The following is a 15,044-nucleotide window of genomic DNA, read 5'->3' as shown; positions in this document are numbered from 1 at the left end:
CGGGGTGCTGCCAGGTCAACCCGCCGGTGCCCGGCCGATGCCGTGCGGGGTGATCCAGCCCAGCTTGATCGCCAATGCGACGAACAGGATCAAGCCGATGCTCAGCACGATGCGTTTGGTCAGCGAGTTGACGGTGCGCTTGGTGCTGCCCTTGTCCACCAGCATGTAGTACAGGCCAGCGCCCAGGTTCCACAGGATGAGGATCAGGAAGCCGACGATGAGCAGGACCTTCAATGACGCATTCATGGCATGCCTTGTGCGCAGTGGGGTGCGGAATTTCCGCAACCATGGTGCCGGATGATACGTCGCAATGAGCATGCGCACGCATCGCTTGCTGGGGTGGTGGCTGGTGGCGTTGCTGCTGGCGGTGGGCTTTGCGTCGCTGGGCCGCTGGCAATTGGCGCGGATGCACGAGAAGCGGGTGCTGCTGGCCGATGCCGCCCGGGCGCTGGATCATGCACACCCGCAACCCTTGCGGCTGGCGTCGGACCACCGGCGGCGACAGGCGTTTGACTGGTCGGCCGGGCAGGGATGGGTGGCGGATGCGGTTGTGTGGCTGGACAACCAGCAGCGCCAGGGCCGCGTGGGTGTGCGCCGGTATTGCGTGTTGCTGCCGGAGGCAGGCACGCAGGCGGTGCTGGTGGATACCGGGTGGTGGCCATTGGATGGCGCGCGCACGCTGCCGGAGATGGGGTGTCGGGCGCACGGCATCCAGCGGGTGCGCGGACTGCTGGCCCCGCCACCCTCCGAAGGTCTGGTGCACGGTGCTGCGCTGGCGCGCCAGCGTGACGGCACATGGTTGGTGGCGCGCATGGATTTGCCGGACATCGCCCGGGCGCTGCGCCTGCCGGCGGGCATCGCCCCCCGGGTGTTGCGGCTGGACCCCGAGCGTCTGCCCGGAGATGGCGGAATGTTGAGCGCCCCCGGCGCGCGTGATCTGGATATCCTCCCCAACACGCTGACGCCCGAGCGCCACCTGGGCTATGCGGTGCAATGGTTCGGGCTGGCGCTGACCGTGCTGGTGGTGGCCTTGGTGTTGACCTTGAGAAAGAAGACAAGCGATGAGTGACATGCATTCGAACCCGGCTGCGGCACGCCGCAATCGCAGCGTCCTGCTGCTTGTGCTGGTGCTGTTTTTTGGCGGCATGCTGGCGGCAGGCGTGCTGCGCTTCTCCGGCTGGCGGCCGCAGGGCATGAAGAACAAGGGAGAACTGTTGCAGCCTTATGGCGACCTCCGCCACTACGCGCCGACGCTGGCCGCGGGGGGCGTGTATCGCTGGCAGGACAGCCCGCGCACCTGGCGCATCGTGGCGATGCCACGCGACTGCGATGGCGCGCGCCGCGTGCAATGCACGCAATTGCTGGGAAACCTGGACAAGGTCTGGCGCCTGATGGGCCGTGAGGCCGACCGCGTGCACGTGCTGTGGGCTGCAGCGGCACCGGCATCGCTGGCGGGCATGCGCGAGGTGCACCTGCTGCGCGCGGATGCCGGCTTGCGTGCGAGGCTGGCAGCGGGCACGGCTGCGGAGCCGGGCGACGATGCCGTATGGTTGGTGGACCCGAACGGCTTCGTGGTGCTTCGCTACGCCGCGGGTTTCGACCCGGGCGACCTGCGCACCGACCTTGCACGCCTGCTCAAAGTCAATTGAAGTCTTCATTGCCGATGTCCATGACCCCGCGCGCCCCGCTGTTCCGCCACTTCCACCGCATCGCCTGGCTGGCGGTGGCATTCGCCGCCTGCGTGATCGTGTTCGGTGCATTCGTGCGCCTGTCCAACGCAGGCCTCAGTTGCCCGGACTGGCCCACCTGCTACGGCAAGGTGGCGTGGCCCACCGATGCCGCGCAAATCACCGATCACGCGGCCACCGCCATCCGCCCGGTGATGCCGCACAAGGCGTGGCGGGAACAGTTCCACCGCATGATCGCCGGCAGCCTGGGGGTGCTGGTGCTGGCCCTGGCGCTGCTGGCCACCCGCAAGCGTCCGCAGGGCTGGCTGCATGTACTGGGCGCGTCACTGGCGGTGGCGGTGGCCATTCCGTTGTACATGCGCGGCCAGCACGCGGCGGCCTCGATGCTGGCGGTGTTGGGCGAAGGCCTGCTGCTGGCGGGCGCACTGCGCTGGTCGAACGTGGACCTGGCGCGCATCTCCACCCTGACCCTGGCGGTCATCATCTTCCAGGCCCTGCTTGGCATGTGGACGGTGACCTGGTTGCTCAAACCCATCGTGGTGATGGGGCATCTGCTGGGCGGCTTGACGACCTTCGCCTTGCTGGCCTGGATGGCATGGCGGGCCACCGACATCCCGCTGTTCAGTGGCGATGCACGCAAGTTGCGACGCCTGCTGTGGCTGGGGCTGGGCCTGCTGGCCGTGCAGATCGCGTTGGGTGGCTGGACGTCGGCCAATTACGCGGCACTGGCCTGCGGGCCGCAGTTCCCGAAATGTGCGGGGGCGTGGTGGCCGCAGCATGATTTCGCCGAAGGCTTCGTGCTGTGGCGCGGGATTGGTGTCGATTACGAAGGCGGCATCCTCGACAACCCGGCGCGGGTGGCGATCCAGCTGGCGCACCGGCTCGTGGCGGTGCTGGTGTTCGGCCACCTGATGGGGGTGGCCGCGCGCTTGCTGCGCAACCCCGGCCTGCGCGGCTGGGGAGTGCTGCTGGGGCTGCTGCTGCTGGCCCAGTTCGGCCTCGGCATGGCCAACGTGTTGCTGTCGCTGCCGCTGCACGTGGCGGTGCTGCACAACGCCGGTGCCACCGCGCTGTTGTTCGTGCTGGTGACCTTGTTGGCGCGGCTGCGCCTGCCGGAGGCCTGAGATGGCGGTATCCGCGGCATCGCAATACTGGGTGGTGACCAAGCCACGGATCGTGGCCTTGATCGTGTTCACCGCGATCATCGGCATGTTGCTGGCGATCCAGCCCGGGGATGCATGGCCGTGGCCACGCCTGCTGGCCGGCAGCATCGGCATCTGGATGGCGGCGGCCAGCGCGGCGGCGATCAACCACCTGCTGGATTCGCGCATCGACAAGCTGATGGCACGCACCGCCGAACGCCCGTTGGCCACCGGCACGCTGCGCCCGTTGCAGGTGCTGGTGTTCGCCAGCGTGCTGGGGGTGGCATCGATGGCGATCCTCGTGCTGTGGGTCAACCTGGTCTGCGCGGTGCTGACCTTCGCCGGGTTGATCGGCTACGCGATCATCTACACCGGCTTCCTCAAGCGCGCCACGCCGCAGAACATCGTGATCGGCGGCCTGGCCGGCGCGGTGCCGCCGTTGCTGGGTTGGGCCACCGTCACCGGCATGCAGCGGGCGCACGATTGGGAGTACGCATTGCTGCTGGTGCTGATCATCTTCGTGTGGACGCCGCCGCATTTCTGGGCCTTGGCCATTTTCCGCCGTGCCGACTACGCACGCGCGCTGGTGCCGATGCTGCCGGTGACCCACGGCGTGACCTACACGCGCTGGCAAATCCTGCTGTACACCGTGCTGCTGGTGGTGGTGACGGTGCTGCCGTGGGCCACGCGCATGAGCGGCTTGTTCTATCTCGGTGGCGCACTGGTGCTGGGGGGCGTGTTCATTTGGTATGCGTGGAAGTTGCTGGACCCGCCGGATGAATTCTTCGCGATGCGCACCTTCAAATACTCGATCATCTACCTGATGGCCTTGTTCGCGTTCCTGCTGCTCGACCATTGGCTGCTGCCGCTGGTGCAGCCGGCGCCGGTGCTGGAGTTCGCGCCCGCGCCGTGAGCGACTTGTTCGCCGCGTCCATGCACGGCCGCCGCACGCGCCTGGCCGCGCAGGCGTGCGTGTTGCACGGTGCCGCATTGCCGTTCGAGGAGGCCTTGCTGCAAGGCGTTGCCGGCATCGTCGCCACTGCGCCGCTGCGCCATCCGGTGACGCCCGGTGGGCATGTGATGCAGGTGGCGATGAGCAATTGCGGCGACTTCGGTTGGGTCAGCGACCGGCGCGGGTATCGTTATGCGCGACTGGACCCGCAGACCGGGCAGCCGTGGCCGGTGTTGCCGCCATGCTTCCTGCAAGTGGCGCGCGATGCGGCCGCCGCCGCAGGCTTTGACGATTACCGGCCGGATGCCTGCCTGATCAACCGTTACGCGCCCGGCACCCGCTTGAGCCTGCACCAGGACCGCGATGAAGACGATCGCGTGGCACCGATCGTGTCGGTGTCGCTGGGCCTGCCGGCGACGTTCCTGTTCGGTGGCCTGGCGCGCGGCGACAAGCCGGTGCGGGTGCCGCCCCTGCAGGGCGACGGGGTGGTCTGGGGGGGGGTGGACCGGATGCGCTTCCATGGCGTGTTGCCGGTCATGCCGGGGCGGCACCCGCAACTGGGTGCGCAGCGCATCAACCTGACCTTCCGCAAGGTGCGTTGAAGGCCGCAAGAAACGGGAGGACGGCCACCCACCCGCCGGCTACAGTGCACCCATGAACGAAGCTGCCGCCCGCCCGCACGTTGACCGGATCGCCGCTGCCTGCCAGCGGATCGAGCGCGCCGACGCGCCCCCCGCGCTGGCCGAATTGGCGCGTGACGCCGGCCTCAGCGCGTCGCATTTCCACCGCCTGTTCAAGGCCATCACCGGCCTGACGCCGAAGGCCTACGCACAGGCGCATCGCGGCAAGTTGCTGCGGGACGCCCTGTCGCTGCCGGGCGCCAGCGTGACGGCCGCCGCCTTCGATGCCGGCTTCAATGCCAGCAGCCGTTTTTACGACAACGTCGATGCCTTGCTGGGCATGAAGCCGGCGCAATACCGCAAGGGCGGCGTGGATGCGCGCATCGTGTTCGCGCTTGCCCAATGCGCGCTGGGCGCGCTGTTGGTCGCACGCAGCGGGCGCGGCTTGTGCGCGATTGCACTGGGCGATGATCCCGACGCCTTGCTGCGCGAGTTGCAGGACCGCTTCCCGCACGCGGAGCTGGTGGGCGGCGATGCCGCGTTCGAGCAGTTGGTGGCGCAGGTGGTGGGCTTCGTCGAGGCACCGCGCCTTGGCCTGGACCTGCCGCTGGATATCCGCGGTACCGCGTTCCAGCAACGCGTGTGGGAGGCGCTGCGCAAGATTCCGGCCGGAGAAACGGTGAGTTACCGGCAACTGGCGCAACGCATCGGCATGCCCACCGCCAGCCGCGCGGTGGCGTCGGCCTGCGCCGCCAACACGCTGGCCGTGGCCATCCCCTGCCATCGCGTGGTACGCAGCGATGGCGCGCTGTCCGGCTACCGCTGGGGCATCGCGCGCAAGCGGGACCTGCTGGCGCGCGAACGCGGCAGCACCTGACGCATCAACGTTGCCGCCGCGCCTGCAACAGTTCCAGCAACTCGCGTTTTTCCGCAGCGTCCAGTTCGCTGAAGCGTTGTTGCAACACCTCGATGCGCTGCTGCAACACCTGTCTTTCCAGTTGGGTGATGGCGTCGAGGAACTCCGCGCGCAGGTCGGGCTCTTCGCCGGGCAAGTCGAGCACCGCCAGTTTCTGCAACGCGGCCAGCTCGTCGCGGCCTTCGAAATGTTCCAGCAGCGCACCGGTGGCGATGTCCGGGCGCTCGCGGACCAGCAGCACCAGCTCCGACAGCAGCTCGATCCCGGCTTGGCGCAGAACCGCGAAGCGGTACGGCGGCTGCAGCTCCAGAGCGAAGCCGGGACGGTGCAGCAGGTGGGTGATGGCGGTGCGCACCAGGCTGGGCTTTTGCGCGGGCGTGCCGCGTGCGGGCGGTGCGGCGCGGCGCAAGGGCGGCGGCGGTTGGCCACCGGTGCCGCCAATGCCGGTGAGTTCGGCCAGCCGTTGGCGCATCAGATCGCCGAAGGCCCCATCGGGAATCTGCACCAGCAGGGGTTTGCAGCGTTCGGCCAGGCGCGCCTTGCCATCGATGTTCCCCAGGTTCACGTCGTGGGACATGTGCGCGAAGAAGAACGTCGACAGCGGCGTGGCATCGCGCAGGCGGGCGTCGAAGCCGGCCACGCCTTCGCGGCGCACCAGCGAATCCGGGTCCTCGCCATCGGGCAGGAACAGGAAGAACGCCTGGCGGCCGTCCTTCATCCGCGGCAGCACCGACTCCACGGCTTTCCACGCCGCGGCACGGCCGGCGCGGTCGCCATCGAAGCAGAAGTACACGTCCGGCGCGTTGCGGAACAACAGTTCGGCGTGGTCGGGCGTGGTGGCGGTGCCCAGCGTGGCCACCGCTTGCGACACGCCGTATTGCGCCAGCGCCACCACGTCCATGTAGCCTTCCACCACGATCAGGCGTTCGAGCTTGGCGTTGGCCTGTTTGGCCTGCCACAGCCCGTACAGCTCGCGCCCCTTGTGGAACAGCGGGGTTTCCGGTGAGTTGAGGTATTTCGGCGAATCCTCGGGGTTGATGACGCGGCCGCCGAAGGCGATCGTGCGCCCGCGGCGATCCAGGATCGGGAACATCAACCGGTCGCGGAACTTGTCGTACACCGCACCCCGGTCGTTCTTCGAGAACAGCCCGCCGCGCTCCAGCAACTGCATCCGCTGCGGGTCGGCACCCAGCGCATCGCGCAGCGCGGAGAAGCCGTCCGGCGCATAGCCGATCGCGTAACGCTCCACGATTTCGGGTGCGATGCCACGTTTGGCCACGTAGGCGCGCGCCTTCTCGCTGTGCGCCAGTTGGGTGCGGAAGAAGGTGGAGGCCGCCTCCATCGCGCCGTACAGGTCGCGGGTTTCGGGGTTGGCATTGCGTTGCGCGGTGTCGCGCGGAACCTCCAGCCCCACGCGCCGCGCCAGCTCTTCCACCGCGTCGAGGAATTCGAGGCGGTCGTATTGCATCAGGAAGCTCAGCGCGGTGCCGTGCGCGCCGCAACCGAAGCAGTGGTAGAACTGCTTGTTCGGCGACACCGTGAAGCTGGGCGAGCGCTCGTCGTGGAACGGGCAGCAGGCGGCGTACTCGCGGCCCTGGCGCTTGAGCGGCACGCGCGCGCCCACCACTTCGACGATGTCGGCGCGGGCGAGCAGTTCATCGATGAAGGCGTCGGGGATGCGGGCCATTGCGCTAGTGTAGAGCGGAGCTTGCTCCGCTGACCCCCGGCCTACAGCTCGTCGCGGGCGGCCAGCACGTGCAGCGCGTCGCCTTCCAGCCGCTGCACGGTCCACCCGTCCATGCCCACCGCACCCAGCGTGCGGTAGAAGCCGATGGCCGCCGTGTTCCAGTCCAGCACGCTCCATTCGAAGCGGCCGCAGCCGCGCTGCACGGCGAGCCGCGCCAGGGCGGCCATCAGGTGCTTGCCCAGGCCGCTGCCGCGATACTGCGGCCGCACGAACAGGTCTTCCAGGTACAGCCCGCGCTTGCCGAGGAAGGTACTGAAATTGTGGAAGAACAGCGCAAAGCCTGCGGGCTCGCCGTCGACCTCGCCGATCAGCACTTCGGCAGCCGGGTGGTCGCCGAACAACTGCGTGCGCAGGTCGTCGTCGGTGGCCACGGCGGCATCGGCCAGCCGCTCGTAGTCGGCCAGTTCGGCGATGAACTGGCGGATCAGCGGCGCGTCGTCGGTGCAGGCCGGGCGGATCGACAGCAGCGGGTGCGTGGCGGCCATCGCTCAGGCCAGCTTCTGCTTCACCAGCTTCGACACCAGGCCCATGTCGGCCTGGCCGGCAAGCTGCGGCTTGAGCACGCCCATCAGCTTGCCCATGTCGGCGGCGGAGGCCGCGCCGGTGGCGGCCATCGCCTTGTCGATCGCGGCCAGGATGGCGGCTTCGTCCAGTCTGGCCGGCAGGTAGGTCTCGATCACGCCCATTTCGTAGCGCTCCACCGCGGCGAGGTCCTCGCGGGCGGCGGCCTCGAACTGGGTGATCGAGTCCTTGCGCTGCTTGACCATCTTCTCCAGCACGGCCAGCACCAGCGCGTCGGTCATCTCCACGCGCTCGTCGACTTCCTTCTGCTTGATGGCGGCGTTGATCAGGCGGATGACCGCCAGGCGGTCTTTCTCGCCCGCCTTCATCGCGGCCTTCATGTCATCGGTGAGTTGCTGTTTGAGGCTCATGGCCAGGGTCTCTTCTGAAGATCGGATTGCAGAAACGCGAAAAGCCGGCCACGCTTGCACGTGCCGGCTTTCGCAGACAGCCCCCGCGCTCAGTACATGCGCTGGCGCTTGGTGACGTCGCGCGAGCTGCGGCGCGCCTGACGCTTCACGGCAGCGGCAGCCTTGCGCTTGCGTTCCTGGGTCGGCTTTTCGTAGAACTCGCGCTTGCGGGTTTCAGCCAGCACGCCGGCCTTTTCGCAGGTGCGCTTGAAGCGGCGCAGGGCAAACTCGAAGGGTTCGTTTTCGCGGACTTTGACGCTGGGCATCGGGAAATCTCGGTTCTGGGAAGTCGCCCATCGGATGGGGCGAGCCGCGCATGGTAGCAGCCCCCCGGGTTTCGGTGCAAGCGGATTTTGGCGCAAGATAGCGGGATGAACGTCCTCGGCATCGAATCTTCCTGCGACGAAACCGGCGTCGCCGTCTACGACACCGGCACGGGCGGCCTGCGCGCCCATGCGGTCTACAGCCAGATCGCGCTGCACGCCGAGTACGGCGGGGTGGTGCCGGAGCTTGCCAGCCGCGATCACGTGCGCAAGCTGCTGCCGCTGATCCGGCAGACCCTGGGCGAGGCCGGGATGCGCCTTGCCGACATCGACGGCGTGGCCTATACCGCCGGCCCCGGCCTGGTGGGTGCGCTGCTGGTGGGTGCGGGCGTCGCGCGCGCGCTGGCATGGGGGCTGGACGTGCCGGCGATCGGTGTGCATCACATGGAAGGCCATTTGCTGGCACCGCTGATCGAGGCCGATGCGCCGCAGCCGCCGTTCGTGGCGCTGCTGGTGTCCGGCGGGCATACCCAACTGGTGGCGGTGGAGGCGATTGGCCAATACCGACTGCTGGGCGAAACCCTGGACGACGCCGCCGGCGAGGCCTTCGACAAGACCGCCAAGATGATGGGCCTGCCATATCCGGGCGGGCCGCAGCTGGCCAAACTGGCCGAGCAGGGCGTGCCGGGCCGCTTCAAATTCTCGCGGCCGATGACCGACCGCCCGGGGCTGGATTTTTCCTTCAGTGGCTTGAAGACTCAAGTCTTGCTGGCGTGGCGCGACTGCGACCAGTCCGAACAAACCCGCGCCGACATCGCCCGCGGCTTCGAGGACGCGGTGGTGGACACGCTGGCCATCAAATGCGGCCGCGCGCTGGACGCCGCCGGTACCGACACCCTGATCGTGGCGGGCGGCGTGGGTGCCAACAAGCGGCTGCGCGAAAAGCTCATTGCGATGTGCGAAAAACGCGGCGGTCGCGCCTGCTTCCCGCGCCCCGCGCTGTGCACCGACAACGGCGCGATGATCGCCTTCGCCGGCGCACTGCGCCTGGCCGCCGGCCAGCACGACGATGCCGTGATCCGCGCGGTGCCGCGCTGGGACATGGCGACGTTGCCGGTGGTGTGAACCGGCAACGGGCCGCCGGGTCGCGCGTTAAGCTGTGCATCCGACGCCTGCCCGTCGCCGTACCTGCATCTTCCGCGACCGGAACCCCGCCATGACCGACATCGTTTTCATCGAGGGCCTGCGCATCGATGCCCTGATCGGGGTGCACGATCGCGAACGCCACGCGCCCCAGCCGCTGCTGCTGGACATCGACATGCGCTTCGACAACCGCATCGCCGCCAGCAGCGACAGCCTGGCCGACGCACTCGATTACGAAGCCGTCAGCCTGCGGCTGGCCGAATACATCGCGCAGACCGACTTCATGCTGGTGGAAACGCTGGCCGAGTGCTGCGCCGATTTGATCCTGGCCGAGTTCGGGGCCAAAGGCGTGCGGTTGAAGTTGCGCAAGCCCGATGCGCTGGCGCATGCCGCGGCGGTGGGCGTGCAGATCGAACGCGGGAGTTTTGCATGAGCGTGGTGCTGGTGACCGGTGCCTCGCGCGGGATCGGGCGCGCGCTGGTCGAGCGCTTTGCGCGCGAGGGCTGCACGGTGATTGCCAGTGCCCGCGGACAGGCCGGGCTGGATGCACTGCAGGCGGCCTTGCCGCAGGTGGAGTGCCATGCCTGCGACAGTGTCGATGCGGCGCAGGTGGATGCGCTGGCGCACGCGGTATTGGCGCGGCATGGCGCGGTGGACCTGCTGGTCAACAATGCCGGTGCGTTCCAGCCCGGTGCGATCAGCAGCGAGGACGACGGCGCGCTGCTGGCGATGCTGCAGGCCAATCTGTTCGGTGCGTACCGGCTCACCAAGCGGTTGCTGCCGCCGATGATCGAACGCCGCAGCGGCATGGTGCTGAACGTGTGCAGCACCGCTTCGATCGCGGCGTATCCCAACGGCGGCAGCTACAGCATCGCCAAGCACGCGCTGTACGGGTTTTCGCGCAACCTGCGCGAGGAAATGAAGCCGCATGGCGTGCGCGTGGCGGCGCTGCTGCCGGGCGCAACCCTGACCGATTCCTGGGCCGGCGTGCCGCTGCCGCCGGAACGCTTGATGCCGGCGGAGGACGTGGCCGAGATGGCGTGGGTGGCGTGGTCGCTGTCGGCGCGCAGCGTGGTGGAAGACATCGTGCTGCGTCCGCAGCTGGGCGACATCAGCGGCAAGGATTTTGCATGAACGATACCGTGGTCATCCGCTTGGCCAAGCAGGCAATGAAGTTCTCGGCGGCCCACTTCACCATTTTTTCCGCCACCGAGCGCGAGCGCCTGCACGGGCACAACTTCCGGGTGGAGGTGGACATCGAGGCGCAGATGCTGGGCAACGGCATGTGTTTCGACTACGGCATCTACAAGGACACCGTGATCGCGCTGTGCCGCGAATTGAACGAGTGGATGATCCTGCCCACGCGCTCGCCGTATCTGCAGATCGAAGAACAGGGCGGGCACGTGGTCGCGGTGTTCAACGGCCAGCGCATCCCGTTCTTGCGCAGCGACGTGCTGCTGCTGCCGATCGAGAACGTGACGCTGGAGGAGTTTGCCGCGCACTTCCTGACCCGGTTGACGGTCGACCGCGATGTCCTGCGTGCCCACCGCATCCGGGCGATCGAGGTGCGGGTGTTTTCCGGCCCGGGCCAGAGTGCCGGCCGCCGCCTCAGGCTGGACCCATGAGCACGTTGCCGCAACCCTCGGCGGATGCCCGGGAGCACAGCGCGCACCTGCGCGAAGTGATCCAGGAGCACATCATCGCCGCCGGTGGCAGCCTGCCGTTCTGGAAGTTCATGGAGCTGGCGCTGTATGCGCCGGGGCTGGGCTACTACAGTGCCGGCGCGCACAAGTTCGGCAGGGCCGGTGATTTCATCACCGCGCCGGAACGTTCGCCGCTGTTTGCCGCGTGCGTGGCCACGGCGGTGGCACCGGCGTTGCGGCAGGCGGGCAAGGGGGCGGTGTTCCTGGAGCTTGGCGGTGGCAGCGGCGCATTCGCGGAGGAGTGCCTGCTGGCGTTGCAGGCGCAGGACATGCTGCCGGCGCGTTACGCCATCCTGGAGCCCAGCGCCGACCTGCGCCAGCGCCAGCGCGAACGCCTGCAGGCGCGGCTGTCGCCGGAACTCCTGGCGCGGGTGGAATGGCTGGACGGGCCGCTTGCAGAGCCGTGGAACGGGGTGCTGTTCGCCAACGAAGTGATCGATGCCCTGCCGGCATCGCGCTTCGCGCTGCGCGCGGGGACGGTGCTGGAGGAACACGTGGCGCTGGATGGCGAAGGTCGTTTCGCGCGCACCGACAAGCCGGCCGACGCGCTGCTGGCGGCGGCGGTGGACCACCTGCAACGCCGCCTGCCCGCGCCCTTGCCCGACGGCTATCGCAGCGAGGTGCTGGTGCAATTGCCGTACTGGATGCAGGCGGTGGCGGGCGGGCTGCGGGATGGCGCGCTGCTGTTCATCGACTACGGCCATGCGCGCGACGAGTATTACCAGCCGGAGCGCGACGACGGGACCTTGCGCGCGTTCCGCCGGCATCACGTCGACAATGACGTGTTCGCCTGGCCCGGCTTGCAGGACATCACCGCATCGGTGGATTTCACCGCCGTGGCCGAGGCCTGCGTGGGTGCCGGCTTCGAGTTCTCCGGCTATTGCTCGCAGGCCAGCTTCCTGCTGGGCAACGGCTTGCAGACGCATTTGCAGGCCGCCGAGGCGCAGGCAGCGGACGACATCGCGCGCCACAACCTGCGCCAGCAGGTCAAGCACCTGACCTTGCCCAGCGAGATGGGTGAACGCTTCCAGGCCATCGGCTTCCAGCGCGGGGTGGAGCTGGATGCCGCGTTCCTGCTGGGCGATTTGAGCCATCGCCTGTGAGCGCGTCGTCGCGCCGCTTCGGGCGTTCGCTCAAACCGTTCCGCCATCCGCGCACATGGATGGCGCTGTGGGTGCTGGCGATTGCCATCGTGGTCATCACGTCGCTGCTGCCCGGCAAGGACCTGCCGCCGGTGGGCATGAACGACAAGCTGGAACACGTCACCGCATATGCGTTGCTGGCGGCCAGCGCGGTGCAGTTGTTCGCGCGGCGGTTGTCGTGGGGCTTCGTCTGCGTGCTGCTGGTGCTGATGGGCATCGGGCTGGAGTTCCTGCAAGGTGCGATGGGGCTGGGGCGCACGATGGACAGCCACGATGCGCTGGCCAATGCCATCGGCGTGCTGGTGGGGCTGGGCAGCGCATTCACCCCGCTGCGCGATCTGCTGCTGCGGATCGACCGGCGGTTGGCGGGCGGCTGAAGGAGGCGCGCGGCCATGCTGCAGGCGACGACCACGGCGGCACCGCGCCGCTTCCCTTCGGTGGATGTGCTGCGCGGCTGGGCGGTGGCGCTGATGTTGCTGGTCAATTACCCAGGCAGTTGGGCGCATGTGTATGCGCCGCTGGAGCATTCCGAATGGAACGGCTTCACCCCCACCGACCTGGTGTTTCCCACCTTCTTGTACGTGGTGGGCGTGTCGATCGCGTTGGGCCTGAAACCCGGCACGCCGCTGTCGAAGGTGTGGGCGCGCGCGCTGCGCCTGATCGCCGTGGGGTGGTTGCTGTATGCGGTGGCGATGTGGGGCTATGGCAAGGAACACTTCCGCATCTGGGGCGTCCTGCAACGCATCGGCCTGTGCTACGGCGCGGCGGCCACGCTGGCGTTGTGGCTGACGCCGCGCCGGCAATGGGGGGTCATCGCCGGCCTGCTGCTGGGCTATTGGGCGCTGCTGGTGGCCGGCGGCGGATATCTGCCGTGGGACAACCTCGCCAGTCGCGTGGATACGTGGGTGGCGGGCGTGCACAACTACCAGTTCGACGTCGCCACCGGCAAGGCGCATGACCCGGAAGGCCTGCTGAGCACGCTGCCGGCGCTGGCCACCACCCTGCTGGGCGTGCGTGCCGGTCACTGGCTGCGCGAACGCGGGTTGGCCTTCCTGCTGCGTGCGGGCGTGGCCTTGCTGGCGGTGGGCTGGGCATGGGCGTGGCTGATGCCGTGGAACAAGAACCTGTGGACGTCCTCCTATGCCGTGTATGCGGCCGGCTGGTCCACCGTGCTGCTGGCGTCGTACCATGCGCTGTTCGACCGGTGCGGTGCACCGCCGTGGGGCCGCAGCATGGGCATCAATGCCATCGCCGCCTATGCAGGCTCGTGGTTGCTGGCTTGCCTGTTCGAGAAGTTCGGCGTGTTCGGCACCGCCTATGCGCAGGCCGCCGCGTGGCTGGGTGATGGCAAGCCGGCCTCGCTGGCGGTGGCGACGGCCTTCGTGGCGCTGTGGTGGGGGCTGATGTGGGGGATGGAAAAGAAGGGCTGGCGGGTCACGATTTGAGCGTCGCAATCGCCACGATTCGCGCCTTGCGCAGTGCCTCGCCGAACGCCGGGCCGGTGACGCCGTGCGCGCTGATGTCCGCGCCGCGTACCGTCATTGCCGCCGCGTGCAGGCGGCGCAAGCATTCCGCCTGCGGGTAGGGGCTGTCGGCATGGCCGGCGCGGCCGCGCGCGTCGGCCTCGCAGACGCGGGCAAGCTGGTCGATGCGCGCCGGTTTGCGGAAGCCGTCGCAGCGGGCGATCAGGTCGTGTACGGTGGCGGCTTTCAGTTCGGCGATGCGATGCACGTTGAGATGTTCGCGGCAGGCGATCACGGCCAGGTCGCGATGTTCGTTGGGGACCTTCAAGCGCTGGCTCAGCGTGTTGACGGGTGCAACCCCGCGCTGCTCGTGCATGACGTGTCGGGGCCACGCATCGGCCGGCGTCAATGCCTTGCCGAGGTCGTGGCAGAGGGCGGCGTAGCCGATCAGGTCGTCGCCCGGCGCGAGCGTTGCGGCCCTGTCGCAGACCAGTTCGACATGCAGCCCGGCATCCACTTCCGGATGGTAGTCGGCGCGTTGTGGCACGCCGTACAGTGCATCCACTTCCGGCAGCACCGCGCGCAAGGCACCGGCCGCGCGCAGGCTGCGCAGGAAGGCCGATGGTGCGGCGCTGCGCAGTGCCTTCGCCAGTTCCTGCCACACGCGTTCCGGCACCAGCGCCGCCAGTTCGCCGCTGTCTGCCATCTGCCGCATCAATGCCAGCGTTTCCGGTGCGATGTGGAAGCCGAGCGGGGCGAGGCGGGCCATGAAGCGTGCCGCCCGCAGCACCCGCAACGGGTCTTCGACGAACGCCGCGCCGACGTGCCGCAGCACCTGCGCCTGCAGGTCGCGGGTGCCGCCGAACGGATCGACCAGCGTGCCATCGGCGGCTTGCGCGATCGCATTGATGGTGAAGTCGCGGCGCGCCAGGTCTTCCTCCAGCGTCACCGACGGATCGGCATGCACCACGAAGCCGGTGTAGCCGCGGCCGGATTTGCGCTCGGTGCGCGCCAGCGCGTATTCCTCGCCGGAATCCGGGTGCAGGAACACCGGGAAGTCGCGCCCCACCTGCTTGAAGCCGGCGTCCTGCATGTCCTGCACGGAAGCACCCACCACCACGAAGTCACGGTCACCGGGCGGCAGGCCCAACAGGGCATCGCGCACGGCTCCGCCGACGAGATAGGTGCGGACGGGATCCGGTAGTTTTGACATGGCGGGATGATGCCTGATCCGGGCGCGGGCCGGCATTGCAACGAAAACGGGCCGCATCGCTGCGGCCCGTCCGGGTGCACA

The 15,044-nt window shown here is 68.4% G+C and carries 18 protein-coding genes and 1 pseudogene; 13 read left to right on the top strand and 6 right to left on the bottom strand.

The genetic code is table 11. The features are described from left to right. Positions 1 to 15: 15 nt before the first annotated feature. Entirely contained in the window at positions 16 to 246 is a 231-nt protein-coding gene (locus ACE3OK_RS02105; RefSeq protein ID WP_374247865.1) for a twin transmembrane helix small protein, read from the bottom strand. Between the two features lie 70 nt (positions 247 to 316). Between ACE3OK_RS02105 and ACE3OK_RS02100 the strand changes: the two genes are divergently transcribed. From ACE3OK_RS02100 to ada, 6 genes and pseudogenes are all read left to right on the top strand, one after another. Further along, entirely contained in the window at positions 317 to 1,069 is a 753-nt protein-coding gene (locus ACE3OK_RS02100; protein ID WP_374247864.1) for an SURF1 family protein, read from the top strand. Then, positions 1,062 to 1,649, top strand: a complete 588-nt coding sequence (locus ACE3OK_RS02095) for a hypothetical protein (RefSeq protein WP_374247863.1) — start codon at positions 1,062 to 1,064, stop codon at positions 1,647 to 1,649. The genes ACE3OK_RS02100 and ACE3OK_RS02095 overlap by 8 nt, the downstream gene beginning before the upstream one ends. A gap of 14 nt (positions 1,650 to 1,663) precedes the next feature. Then, positions 1,664 to 2,812, top strand: coding sequence for a heme A synthase (locus ACE3OK_RS02090; protein WP_374247862.1), 1,149 nt, complete (start codon positions 1,664 to 1,666; stop codon positions 2,810 to 2,812). Between the two features lies 1 nt (position 2,813). Continuing rightward, a complete protein-coding gene (cyoE, locus tag ACE3OK_RS02085; RefSeq protein WP_374247861.1) occupies positions 2,814 to 3,743 on the top strand; it encodes a heme o synthase in 930 nt (309 codons plus the stop codon). Beyond that, a complete protein-coding gene (gene alkB / locus ACE3OK_RS02080; RefSeq protein WP_374247860.1) occupies positions 3,740 to 4,384 on the top strand; it encodes a DNA oxidative demethylase AlkB in 645 nt (214 codons plus the stop codon). Before cyoE ends, alkB begins: the two co-directional genes overlap by 4 nt. Next, positions 4,365 to 5,279: pseudogene (gene ada / locus ACE3OK_RS02075) on the top strand (bifunctional DNA-binding transcriptional regulator/O6-methylguanine-DNA methyltransferase Ada); the annotation flags it as partial. The gene alkB and the pseudogene ada, both read left to right, overlap by 20 nt. A 4-nt stretch (positions 5,280 to 5,283) precedes the next feature. On the opposite strand, the gene dnaG reads toward ada, so the two are convergent. From dnaG to rpsU, 4 genes are all read right to left on the bottom strand, one after another. Continuing rightward, entirely contained in the window at positions 5,284 to 7,005 is a 1,722-nt protein-coding gene (dnaG, locus tag ACE3OK_RS02070) for a DNA primase (protein ID WP_374247859.1), read from the bottom strand. Positions 7,006 to 7,046: 41 nt separating this feature from the next. Then, positions 7,047 to 7,550 (bottom strand): N-acetyltransferase family protein, encoded by a 504-nt coding sequence (locus ACE3OK_RS02065; RefSeq protein WP_374247858.1) that lies wholly within the window; start codon positions 7,548 to 7,550, stop codon positions 7,047 to 7,049. Positions 7,551 to 7,553: 3 nt separating this feature from the next. After that, complete coding sequence (locus tag ACE3OK_RS02060; RefSeq protein ID WP_374247856.1) at positions 7,554 to 7,997, bottom strand: GatB/YqeY domain-containing protein; 444 nt, start codon at positions 7,995 to 7,997, stop codon at positions 7,554 to 7,556. Between the two features lie 89 nt (positions 7,998 to 8,086). Next, positions 8,087 to 8,302, bottom strand: a complete 216-nt coding sequence (gene rpsU / locus ACE3OK_RS02055; protein WP_115647413.1) for a 30S ribosomal protein S21 — start codon at positions 8,300 to 8,302, stop codon at positions 8,087 to 8,089. Between the two features lie 105 nt (positions 8,303 to 8,407). Here rpsU and tsaD point away from each other — a divergent pair, with 105 nt between their 5' ends. The 7 genes from tsaD (at position 8,408) to ACE3OK_RS02020 (ending at position 13,732) form a co-directional block, all read left to right on the top strand. After that, positions 8,408 to 9,424, top strand: coding sequence for a tRNA (adenosine(37)-N6)-threonylcarbamoyltransferase complex transferase subunit TsaD (gene tsaD / locus ACE3OK_RS02050; RefSeq protein WP_374247855.1), 1,017 nt, complete (start codon positions 8,408 to 8,410; stop codon positions 9,422 to 9,424). 91 nt (positions 9,425 to 9,515) lie between these two features. Then, complete coding sequence (gene folB / locus ACE3OK_RS02045) at positions 9,516 to 9,875, top strand: dihydroneopterin aldolase (protein WP_374247854.1); 360 nt, start codon at positions 9,516 to 9,518, stop codon at positions 9,873 to 9,875. Then, on the top strand, positions 9,872 to 10,576 hold the full coding sequence (locus ACE3OK_RS02040; protein WP_374247853.1) for an SDR family oxidoreductase: 705 nt from the start codon (positions 9,872 to 9,874) through the stop codon (positions 10,574 to 10,576). Before folB ends, ACE3OK_RS02040 begins: the two co-directional genes overlap by 4 nt. Then, positions 10,573 to 11,067 carry a 6-pyruvoyl tetrahydropterin synthase family protein gene (locus ACE3OK_RS02035; RefSeq protein WP_374247852.1) on the top strand — a complete coding sequence of 165 codons (495 nt, stop codon included), beginning with the start codon at positions 10,573 to 10,575 and terminating at the stop codon, positions 11,065 to 11,067. Before ACE3OK_RS02040 ends, ACE3OK_RS02035 begins: the two co-directional genes overlap by 4 nt. After that, positions 11,064 to 12,248 carry a class I SAM-dependent methyltransferase gene (locus tag ACE3OK_RS02030; RefSeq protein WP_374247851.1) on the top strand — a complete coding sequence of 395 codons (1,185 nt, stop codon included), beginning with the start codon at positions 11,064 to 11,066 and terminating at the stop codon, positions 12,246 to 12,248. Before ACE3OK_RS02035 ends, ACE3OK_RS02030 begins: the two co-directional genes overlap by 4 nt. After that, positions 12,245 to 12,664 (top strand): VanZ family protein, encoded by a 420-nt coding sequence (locus ACE3OK_RS02025; RefSeq protein ID WP_374247850.1) that lies wholly within the window; start codon positions 12,245 to 12,247, stop codon positions 12,662 to 12,664. The genes ACE3OK_RS02030 and ACE3OK_RS02025 overlap by 4 nt, the downstream gene beginning before the upstream one ends. Before the next feature lie 15 nt (positions 12,665 to 12,679). Continuing rightward, positions 12,680 to 13,732 (top strand): acyltransferase family protein, encoded by a 1,053-nt coding sequence (locus ACE3OK_RS02020; RefSeq protein WP_374247848.1) that lies wholly within the window; start codon positions 12,680 to 12,682, stop codon positions 13,730 to 13,732. Here the strand turns inward: ACE3OK_RS02020 and ACE3OK_RS02015 are convergent. After that, positions 13,722 to 14,963: a multifunctional CCA addition/repair protein gene (locus ACE3OK_RS02015; RefSeq protein ID WP_374247847.1), complete on the bottom strand. Its 1,242-nt coding sequence runs from the start codon at positions 14,961 to 14,963 to the stop codon at positions 13,722 to 13,724. The genes ACE3OK_RS02020 and ACE3OK_RS02015 overlap by 11 nt on opposite strands. Positions 14,964 to 15,044: the final 81 nt, after the last annotated feature.

It is taken from the genome of Thermomonas sp. (genome assembly GCF_041905325.1).
Classification (GTDB): domain Bacteria; phylum Pseudomonadota; class Gammaproteobacteria; order Xanthomonadales; family Xanthomonadaceae; genus Thermomonas.
The sequence above is the reverse complement of the archived record's forward strand: the minus strand, read 5'-3'. Positions and strand labels throughout refer to the sequence as shown.

Excerpts from the sequence above, each read along its gene's own strand:
- cyoE (WP_374247861.1), top strand. The coding sequence starts at position 2,814 with ATGGCGGTATCCGCGGCATCGCAATACTGGGTGGTGACCAAGCCACGG.
- ACE3OK_RS02095 (WP_374247863.1), top strand. The coding sequence starts at position 1,062 with ATGAGTGACATGCATTCGAACCCGGCTGCGGCACGCCGCAATCGCAGC.
- tsaD (WP_374247855.1), top strand. The coding sequence starts at position 8,408 with ATGAACGTCCTCGGCATCGAATCTTCCTGCGACGAAACCGGCGTCGCC.
- ACE3OK_RS02090 (WP_374247862.1), top strand. The coding sequence starts at position 1,664 with ATGTCCATGACCCCGCGCGCCCCGCTGTTCCGCCACTTCCACCGCATC.
- folB (WP_374247854.1), top strand. The coding sequence starts at position 9,516 with ATGACCGACATCGTTTTCATCGAGGGCCTGCGCATCGATGCCCTGATC.
- ACE3OK_RS02060 (WP_374247856.1), bottom strand. The coding sequence starts at position 7,997 with ATGAGCCTCAAACAGCAACTCACCGATGACATGAAGGCCGCGATGAAG.
- ACE3OK_RS02065 (WP_374247858.1), bottom strand. The coding sequence starts at position 7,550 with ATGGCCGCCACGCACCCGCTGCTGTCGATCCGCCCGGCCTGCACCGAC.
- ACE3OK_RS02105 (WP_374247865.1), bottom strand. The coding sequence starts at position 246 with ATGAATGCGTCATTGAAGGTCCTGCTCATCGTCGGCTTCCTGATCCTC.
- ACE3OK_RS02015 (WP_374247847.1), bottom strand. The coding sequence starts at position 14,963 with ATGTCAAAACTACCGGATCCCGTCCGCACCTATCTCGTCGGCGGAGCC.
- ACE3OK_RS02030 (WP_374247851.1), top strand. The coding sequence starts at position 11,064 with ATGAGCACGTTGCCGCAACCCTCGGCGGATGCCCGGGAGCACAGCGCG.
- rpsU (WP_115647413.1), bottom strand. The coding sequence starts at position 8,302 with ATGCCCAGCGTCAAAGTCCGCGAAAACGAACCCTTCGAGTTTGCCCTG.
- ACE3OK_RS02035 (WP_374247852.1), top strand. The coding sequence starts at position 10,573 with ATGAACGATACCGTGGTCATCCGCTTGGCCAAGCAGGCAATGAAGTTC.
- dnaG (WP_374247859.1), bottom strand. The coding sequence starts at position 7,005 with ATGGCCCGCATCCCCGACGCCTTCATCGATGAACTGCTCGCCCGCGCC.
- ACE3OK_RS02040 (WP_374247853.1), top strand. The coding sequence starts at position 9,872 with ATGAGCGTGGTGCTGGTGACCGGTGCCTCGCGCGGGATCGGGCGCGCG.
- ACE3OK_RS02100 (WP_374247864.1), top strand. The coding sequence starts at position 317 with ATGCGCACGCATCGCTTGCTGGGGTGGTGGCTGGTGGCGTTGCTGCTG.
- ACE3OK_RS02020 (WP_374247848.1), top strand. The coding sequence starts at position 12,680 with ATGCTGCAGGCGACGACCACGGCGGCACCGCGCCGCTTCCCTTCGGTG.